Annotated in this window: 9 protein-coding genes; 2 read left to right on the top strand and 7 right to left on the bottom strand. The window is 50.7% G+C overall.

Annotation, left to right across the window (positions count from 1 at the left end; translation table 11 throughout):
* Positions 1 to 2,133, top strand: a 2,133-nt coding sequence (locus ACP5D0_RS07075; RefSeq protein ID WP_472364963.1) for a TonB-dependent receptor plug domain-containing protein, incomplete at its 5' end; no start/stop codon positions are given.
* A gap of 8 nt (positions 2,134 to 2,141) precedes the next feature.
* On the opposite strand, the gene ACP5D0_RS07070 is transcribed toward ACP5D0_RS07075, so the two are convergent.
* The 3 genes from ACP5D0_RS07070 to ACP5D0_RS07060 all read right to left on the bottom strand — a co-directional run bounded on the left by ACP5D0_RS07070 (position 2,142) and on the right by ACP5D0_RS07060 (position 4,558).
* Positions 2,142 to 2,894 (bottom strand): transporter, encoded by a 753-nt coding sequence (locus ACP5D0_RS07070; RefSeq protein WP_472364962.1) that lies wholly within the window; start codon positions 2,892 to 2,894, stop codon positions 2,142 to 2,144.
* Between the two features lie 159 nt (positions 2,895 to 3,053).
* On the bottom strand, positions 3,054 to 4,121 hold the full coding sequence (locus ACP5D0_RS07065) for a sialidase family protein (protein WP_472364961.1): 1,068 nt from the start codon (positions 4,119 to 4,121) through the stop codon (positions 3,054 to 3,056).
* A gap of 14 nt (positions 4,122 to 4,135) precedes the next feature.
* The gene (locus ACP5D0_RS07060; RefSeq protein WP_472364960.1) at positions 4,136 to 4,558 is read right to left on the bottom strand and encodes a CopD family protein; all 423 of its coding nucleotides are present in this window, start codon (positions 4,556 to 4,558) and stop codon (positions 4,136 to 4,138) included.
* Positions 4,559 to 4,642: 84 nt separating this feature from the next.
* Here ACP5D0_RS07060 and ACP5D0_RS07055 point away from each other — a divergent pair, with 84 nt between their 5' ends.
* Positions 4,643 to 5,125 (top strand): FKBP-type peptidyl-prolyl cis-trans isomerase, encoded by a 483-nt coding sequence (locus ACP5D0_RS07055; protein ID WP_472364959.1) that lies wholly within the window; start codon positions 4,643 to 4,645, stop codon positions 5,123 to 5,125.
* A gap of 56 nt (positions 5,126 to 5,181) precedes the next feature.
* On the opposite strand, the gene ACP5D0_RS07050 is transcribed toward ACP5D0_RS07055, so the two are convergent.
* The 4 genes from ACP5D0_RS07050 to ACP5D0_RS07035 all read right to left on the bottom strand — a co-directional run.
* Positions 5,182 to 5,601 (bottom strand): GNAT family N-acetyltransferase, encoded by a 420-nt coding sequence (locus ACP5D0_RS07050; RefSeq protein ID WP_472364958.1) that lies wholly within the window; start codon positions 5,599 to 5,601, stop codon positions 5,182 to 5,184.
* Positions 5,602 to 5,669: 68 nt separating this feature from the next.
* Positions 5,670 to 5,942 carry a type II toxin-antitoxin system TacA family antitoxin gene (locus tag ACP5D0_RS07045; RefSeq protein WP_472364957.1) on the bottom strand — a complete coding sequence of 91 codons (273 nt, stop codon included), beginning with the start codon at positions 5,940 to 5,942 and terminating at the stop codon, positions 5,670 to 5,672.
* A gap of 155 nt (positions 5,943 to 6,097) precedes the next feature.
* Positions 6,098 to 6,547: a YcgN family cysteine cluster protein gene (locus ACP5D0_RS07040; protein WP_472364956.1), complete on the bottom strand. Its 450-nt coding sequence runs from the start codon at positions 6,545 to 6,547 to the stop codon at positions 6,098 to 6,100.
* Positions 6,537 to 7,190, bottom strand: a 654-nt coding sequence (locus tag ACP5D0_RS07035; protein ID WP_472364955.1) for a pseudouridine synthase, incomplete at its 5' end; no start/stop codon positions are given. The genes ACP5D0_RS07040 and ACP5D0_RS07035, both read right to left, overlap by 11 nt.

Here is a 7,190-nt window from a genome sequence, read left to right as displayed (position 1 = left end):
ACGATGAAACTCAAGCCGCTACCAGCCGCCCTCCTCAGTGCGTTTTTCATGACCACGGCTCCTTCTTTAGTACTTGCCGATAAGACTGTTAACCTAGATGCCATTACCGTTTCCGGAAAACAGAAAAGCGAACAAGAAAACAAAATCGTTCAAACCAAAGACGACATCGTTCAAACCGAAGTCATCAGCGCAAAAAGGATACAGCAGAAACAGGCCGGTAACTTGGCACAAGCCATCCGAGACGAACCCGGTGTTCGCGTCAGTACAGAATGTTCCATGTGTGGTGTTAAACGCATCCAGCTAAATGGTTTGAAAGGCGAACACACCACCTTGATGATCAATGACGTTCCCAACAGCTCCATCGTTGAAGGGTTTTACGGGTTTGATGCCATTCCCATGGCGGGCGTCACCTCCATCGAAATCGCACGCGGTGCCGGGGCTTCACTCATTGCGCCCGGTGCGATCGGCGGTGTCATCAATGTCGTCACCGCCAAGCCGAATAAAGACAGCTTATCGGCGGATTTTTCATGGGGAAACCAGGACTATCATAAATATCAAGTGGTCGGCACCAAGGTCAGTAGCGATAATGACACGCAAATTCTTGTGGCCGCCCAATCGGACAACATTGACCAATATGACGAAGACAATAACGATGTCAACGAATCACCGAGCCTGACAAACCAAAGCCTTGTCGCACAGGTCTGGCACCAACTGACTGCAAAAGACCAAATCAGTTTTAGAATCACCGATTTGCAATCCGAAGTCTTTGGTGGCCCAATGGTCGGTTCTTATCTGGCCACTTCCCGACAAGATGCTCGCAGCCAGCAGCCCGGTTCCAGCCCCGGGTTCGTGGACAATAACGTCAACAACAAACCGTCTGCAACCTCGACGGCAAGAGACTTTCTTGAAAACATCGAGCTGACGAAACAAGCTTACACCGGTAAATGGTTTCATGATTTCTCCGCCGACACCCAAAGTCGCGTCACCGCTTCCTATGTTGACTCGTCAATGGATGCCATTTACGAACCGACCACCTATAAAGCCGATCAAGACATTTACTATTTTGATGCGCGCGTGGACCACTTCATTAATGCAGAGCATGCCCTCACCGTGGGTATGGACACCAAACAGGATAAAATGAAGTCCAAATCCACCGGCGGAACACAACCGGCCAACGACTCCTACAACCAAAATAACTACGGCTTGTATATTCGAGACATCTGGACGCCCACCAACCGCTTGGAAATCTCGCTGGCGCTTCGAGCCGATCAGATTAATGTCAAATTCACCGACCAAGATCGCAAATTCAATGATACCGTGGTTGCGCCACGGGTCCATATCCAATATGACCATAACTTCAACTGGACATCACGCTTGTCGGCCGGACAGGGTTACCGTGTGCCATTGCAGTTCTTTGAAGCCGACCACGGCATCTTGGACGATGGATTTGCCGTTGACGTCGATAAACTGGAAAAATCGAACTCCGTTCGTTATGCCCTGGCATTCGAAAGCGCTCAAACCAGCTTTGAAACGAGTTATTCCTGGACAGAAGTCAGCAACCTGACCACCATTGATACCGAAAATTACACCCAACCGACGCTGGTGAACACTTCCGGTGAAGGCGTGGTTCAGCATGCCGACATTTCGGCGTCCTACCAAATCGACGGCCACTGGTCGGTCGGCGCGACGCTGGAAGGCTTCTTTTACGATAAAAAATACCGCAGCACTTTTGGCGTCATTCCAATCGAAGAACGCCTGCGCCTGATGGTGGACTACATCGGACACGGCTGGGAAGCGAATGTTACCGCCACCGGTATCGGCGAACGAAACTACAAAGACTATACCGGTGCCGCTTACTATGATCACTACAACCAAGCCGGTGGGGTTGATTCGAAAGGCACCCACTCACCGGCCTTCATGACTGTCGATATGCAAATCAGCAAAGACATCACCCGCCACTGGACCGTGTATGCCGGTGCCAACAACCTGTTCGACTACACGCAAACCAGTGACGGCGATTCACCGCTATTCTATGACGGCGCCAACGCCGGCAGTGAAGATTGGGACGTAGGTCACATCTGGGGACCGCTTCGAGGACGCTTGGTATACGGCGGAATTCGAGCGAATTTCTAAACCAGCCTTTACTTAAAACGCCAGGTAAAGCCGGTAAAGATCAATTGATCATTGCCGGTTTCCGTTAAGGCAAACTGACCACCGACATCCCATTGAAAGTTAGGCGTTAGCAGCCAAGTCATCCCAAGACTGCTGTAGGGATTGTAATCGTCTTCAATCGTATAATCGCCGATGTATTCCAGATACCCGCTGACCTCTCCCCATAACGTTCGGCCCAGCACCAGAGTGTGACTCCAAGCCCAATCGTGTTGTTTGGATTCGTCATCATACACATTATCCAGTTCGACCTGAGCGCCCAGATTAAACGACGTAAAGTCCATCGCATAAGTAGCAATCAACCCCCCTTCGTATTCATTATTACTGAGCTCACCGGAAGGCACTTTGACATACGGTAACAACCCGAAGGCGGTCTGACCACCATCATTGCCCCACAGGTTAATTTTAGCCCGCATTTCAATATCGCTATGCGACGCCAATTGTTTGCCATGCCCCACTTTTTGCGTCATGTAGGGCGTCATCACAAATTGAAGGTCAACGTTATTAGCCACCCCATACTTAAAATTCGTTTCGGCAAAAGACCAATCGGTGGTGGTTTGATGGTCTTCACGATTCTTTTTGTAAGAGACGACGCTGGTTTCAATCTGAAAAGACCCTTTATCGACGGTTTGAGGACTTTCGGTGGCATCCGGTCGATCGGCCGCTAATGGCCTGAGTTCGGCTTGTGCCGTTTGTAATTGAGTCGCCATTAAAATAGCTGCCATAGCCGATATAGACTTCATAATTCATCTTTATTTATACAAAACTTTATATTTATTTAGCCATGGCTAAAAATTAAATTACGAATTATACAGAAGTGCGTTCAAAAAGACATGATAAAAATAATAAGCCCGCCAGAAAGGCGAGGCATTGAGCGTTACGGGTTAAGCCAGATCCTGTTCGCGAAAAACGATTTTCAAATGACTTTGCATGGTGGTTAGCCAAATTTCGCCAGGCCTGGCTTCAAAGAGATAACAGTAAGACAACCAAGCGCCATCGCATTGCGCGAGCACTTTGGGTTTTGACCAGGTCAGGCCGTCATCGTCTGACCAAATCAAACACAGCTCCGCCCGATACCAAGACGCGGCCACTTCGGAATAAAGCCCCGCCATGCGCGGTGCCGTGCCATCCTGAGTATTGGTCAGCGGGTTATACGCCAGCAACAGCCGCCCGCTTTGCAAGCGGCACAACATCCCCGGCGAGCTGCTGGCCGCCAGGCCTGGCGATAACTGCGTCCAAGTTCGCCCCTTGTCATCCGAATAGGCATTCCAAAACCAATCCAAGTTGGTGCGAATCAAGTACCAAACGCGACCGTCGCGCAATTCCACCAGCGTGCCTTCAAAGCAGCCGCCGTGGTGGCCGCGACCGCCAATATCGATTTTATTGCTGGCCTGCCAAGTCTGTCCATCGTCTTCCGAGCGATAGGTCAAGCTGTAGTGGCGCGCTTCCTGATAATCCAGATTCTGCGCCGCCATCAGCAGCTCCCCGCTGTCCAGTTGAATCAAGGTGGTGGTGGCACCGGCATACCCTTTAGCAACGCAAACGGGCGCTTCCCAAGTGTAGCCACCGTCCAGGCTGCGCATTGTCCAGAGTGCCAAAAAGGTGTTTTTCGTCGGCTTATTCGCCTTGCGGTGCCAATTGAAATGAAACTGCGCCATATCGAGAAAGCCCAGCACAATCGCACCCGATTCAGTCACACACAGGCTGTGGGTGTCTTGAACATCATGCGCATCCACCGTGTCAAACAGCGAAACCGTTTGCCAGCTTTGACCTTCATCACTTGAAATAAACGCTTGCTGACCGTCCACACAGACCATCTCGCCCTGCGCATTGCGCACAAAGGGACCAATGTGTTCAATGTCCAACGGCTGCACCAATTCATCTAAATAGACAGTGGCCTCGGTTTCCGGTGCCAGTTTAAAGTTCAGTTGAATGTCGGGATAGGCTTGCATGGGAATACCTCGGTTTAAAAGGGTTTGACCACCACCAGAATCAAAATCACAATGGTCAGCAACAGCGGAATCTCATTCGCCCAGCGGTAATAGACCCCACTGTGATTCAAATGCCCCTGCTGCATTTCATCGGTGCGTTTTTTCGTCCAATAGTGATACGCCAGCAGCAGAATCACAAACACAATCTTCGCGTGCAACCAGCCCATGCCCTGCGCCAAAGGCCAGTAGGCCAGCCACAACCAAATGCCCGTGCCCACCGCCAGCACCATCATAATGGTCATAAAGTTATACAGTTTTTTCGCCATAATGGCCAAGCGATCCACCTGCTGACCGGCGGCTTGCCCTTCGACAAAATGCACAAAAATACGCGGCAGATAAAAGATCCCCGCCATCCACGACATCATAAATAAAATGTGAAACGTTTTTAACCACAACATATCGAGTTTTCTCCAATCGGCTTTTCAGAATCTGTATGATACAGCTTCACACGATGAAAAACATGAACAAAACAGGACTATCAAATGAAACTTGAACCCAATAAAGTTGGCCTGATCAACTATTCTTTAACGGATTCCGACGGCAACCTCATCGACTCATCCAACGGTCAGGCCTTGGCCTATTTGCACGGCCACTCCAACCTGATTCCAGGCCTGGAAAAACAACTGGAAGGCAAGGCCACTGGCGACAAGTTCACCGCCGACATTCCTGCCGCGGAAGGCTACGGCGAGATAGAACCGCACCTGATTCAAGAAGATGTTCCCAAAAGCATGTTTCAGGGCGTGGACAATCTGGAAGTCGGCATGCGCTTTGAAGCCCAAACCGAACAAGGCGTGCATTCGGTTGAAATCACCGACGTGCAAGACGAAACCGTCACAGTGGACGGCAATCACCCCTTGGCCGGTAAAGATTTAAGCTTCGACATCGAAGTTATGGGCGTGCGCGACGCCACCGAAGAAGAACTGGCGCACGGTCACGCGCACGGCGAAGGCGGCCATCAGCACTGAGCGCCCTCAGGGCAAACCAACAACCGAAAAAGCGTTGCGAATATTGCAGCGCTTTTTTATATGTTTCTTTCAATATTGGCAATGGACAAAACCAGTGTATGCGCTTCATTCGGTAAACGTTGAAAACCATACTTTTCGTAAAAACCAACCGCATTAGCATCTAAGGCGTGCACTAAAACCGCCTTGACACCAATTTGATTCGCAACTTGAACACATCTCAACAACGCATCTTTTAAAAGTGATCGACCAAGCGAAAGACCTTGATAACGCTTATCCACCGCCAATCGCCCCAAGACGATAACGGGAACGCTCTTCGGCATATTTCTCGCAAGACTGCCGTTAAGGTTGATTCTTTCCACGCTTCCAGACGCCAACGCATAATAGCCTAGCACCCGCCGTTCTTCACACACCACAAACGTTCGTGAACCTCGATTGACCTGATTTTTGAGCGCTTGCTCATGCAACCAAGCATCCATGAGCGCGTTACCACACGAAAACATCTCGACTTGGTGCAACTCATGCAGCAATTCTGGCGGGGACAAACTCACCCTTTGGCTGACTCCCAAGGCGAAGGCTCCGATAACAATTTTTTCAGATCGTTATCCTGTTTGAGAGGCTCTGAAATCAAAGACTCAAACGCCTCGAACTCAGGTTCCTCAAGCATAAAAACCCGCCGATCAAGCAAAACATTTTCCGCTTCACGGCAGGCGGCACTCATAATAAAGGTGGTTCTATCCATATTCACCAGCTCAGAGGCTCGTGAAATCAGTGCTTTTTGTTCTGGCAAAACCCGCATATTAATCGGTAGTTTCTGCATAACGCCCCCTCCTAAATGACTCTCCATGCCGACATTGTATACTTTTTAGCTACACACAACACCTTTTTGGCGCAATTATCTGCTGCTCCGCCTCAATGCGCCTCTCGCACCTATTGGTTGCTTTTAATTCAACCTCAACATGTGGTAAGGCTGGGTTAGGGTTTTTCCATTAAATAGTCTTCGTAATCCAGTCCAGGCTGATCGACCACCACCGGAATCGCCAGCAATCCAACGCCTGCTGCTTGCACCGATGCCCGGCGGCCGGACACCAGCGGATGCCAATCCGGCAACGGATCGCCCCGCAATAGAATGCGATAACCGCAGGTATCCGGCAACCAGTCAAATTCCGCTACCCGCTCCAGTGTTAAGTTCACACAGGTCGGCACATTCAGCGAACGGTTGGCGTAATCGGAACAAGCGGCTGTTTTCGGGTCGGAATAGGGGCAGACCACGCGCGTATAAACAATCTCTTCCGAATCCTCATCCTGCAGCTTGGTCAAACAACACAGACCGCATCCGTCGCAAATCGACTCCCATTCGTCCTGCGTCATGTCGGCTAACGACTTGGTTTCCCAAAAAGGCCTATTGGGGCTGTTATCCATCATCTCGTTCCGTTTTCGGTTGAAAAAATTGCCAAGGGGTTTGCCATTCATTCAAACACGCCTCGGCCGCCTCGCTTAAAAAACGTTCCCCCTGCTGCGGCCTGCGCACAAATTCATAATCGTCACCATCGTATTGAAACCGCAACGCATAGGCGTGCAAATACCCACGATCCTCCAACTGCGCCGCCGCCCGAGCGGCATAGCGTTCATCACCGGCAATCGGTGCGCCCAGGCTTTTCAAGGCCACCCGCAACTGATGGGTTTTGCCGGTATGCGGTTTCAATAAAAACCAGCGCTCGTTGGGGCAACCACTTTGCGAGATAAACTGGGTCACCGCCGGATTCTCCCGAGTGGTCGCAAGCTTCCAACTGCCGCGCCTTGCTGGCACCATATCGCCCTTTACCCAGCCTTGTTTTTTCTTCGGCTTATCCGTCGAGATGGCCAAATAGTATTTCGCCACCTGTCGCGTGGCAAACAGCTTTTGAAACCGTTGCGCGGCTTGACGTGTCAAGGCAAAAATCACCAGGCCTGAGGTCATTTTATCCAAACGATGCACCGGATAGAGTTCGGGCCATCCGTACTCGTACTGCTGTTGCAGCAAAACCGCCAGGCCTGGCCGAACCCGACCATCGGCCTCGGTTTCCGT

The organism is Hydrogenovibrio sp., assembly GCF_049975065.1.
GTDB lineage: Bacteria > Pseudomonadota > Gammaproteobacteria > Thiomicrospirales > Thiomicrospiraceae > Hydrogenovibrio.
This window is presented reverse-complemented; position numbering and strand designations above follow the sequence as displayed.

Bases quoted from the DNA above. Each gene is read 5' to 3' on its own strand.
- ACP5D0_RS07050 (WP_472364958.1), bottom strand. From the start codon at position 5,601: ATGGATGCTTGGTTGCATGAGCAAGCGCTCAAAAATCAGGTCAATCGA.
- ACP5D0_RS07070 (WP_472364962.1), bottom strand. From the start codon at position 2,894: ATGGCAGCTATTTTAATGGCGACTCAATTACAAACGGCACAAGCCGAA.
- ACP5D0_RS07040 (WP_472364956.1), bottom strand. From the start codon at position 6,547: ATGATGGATAACAGCCCCAATAGGCCTTTTTGGGAAACCAAGTCGTTA.
- ACP5D0_RS07045 (WP_472364957.1), bottom strand. From the start codon at position 5,942: ATGCAGAAACTACCGATTAATATGCGGGTTTTGCCAGAACAAAAAGCA.
- ACP5D0_RS07065 (WP_472364961.1), bottom strand. From the start codon at position 4,121: ATGCAAGCCTATCCCGACATTCAACTGAACTTTAAACTGGCACCGGAA.
- ACP5D0_RS07060 (WP_472364960.1), bottom strand. From the start codon at position 4,558: ATGTTGTGGTTAAAAACGTTTCACATTTTATTTATGATGTCGTGGATG.
- ACP5D0_RS07055 (WP_472364959.1), top strand. From the start codon at position 4,643: ATGAAACTTGAACCCAATAAAGTTGGCCTGATCAACTATTCTTTAACG.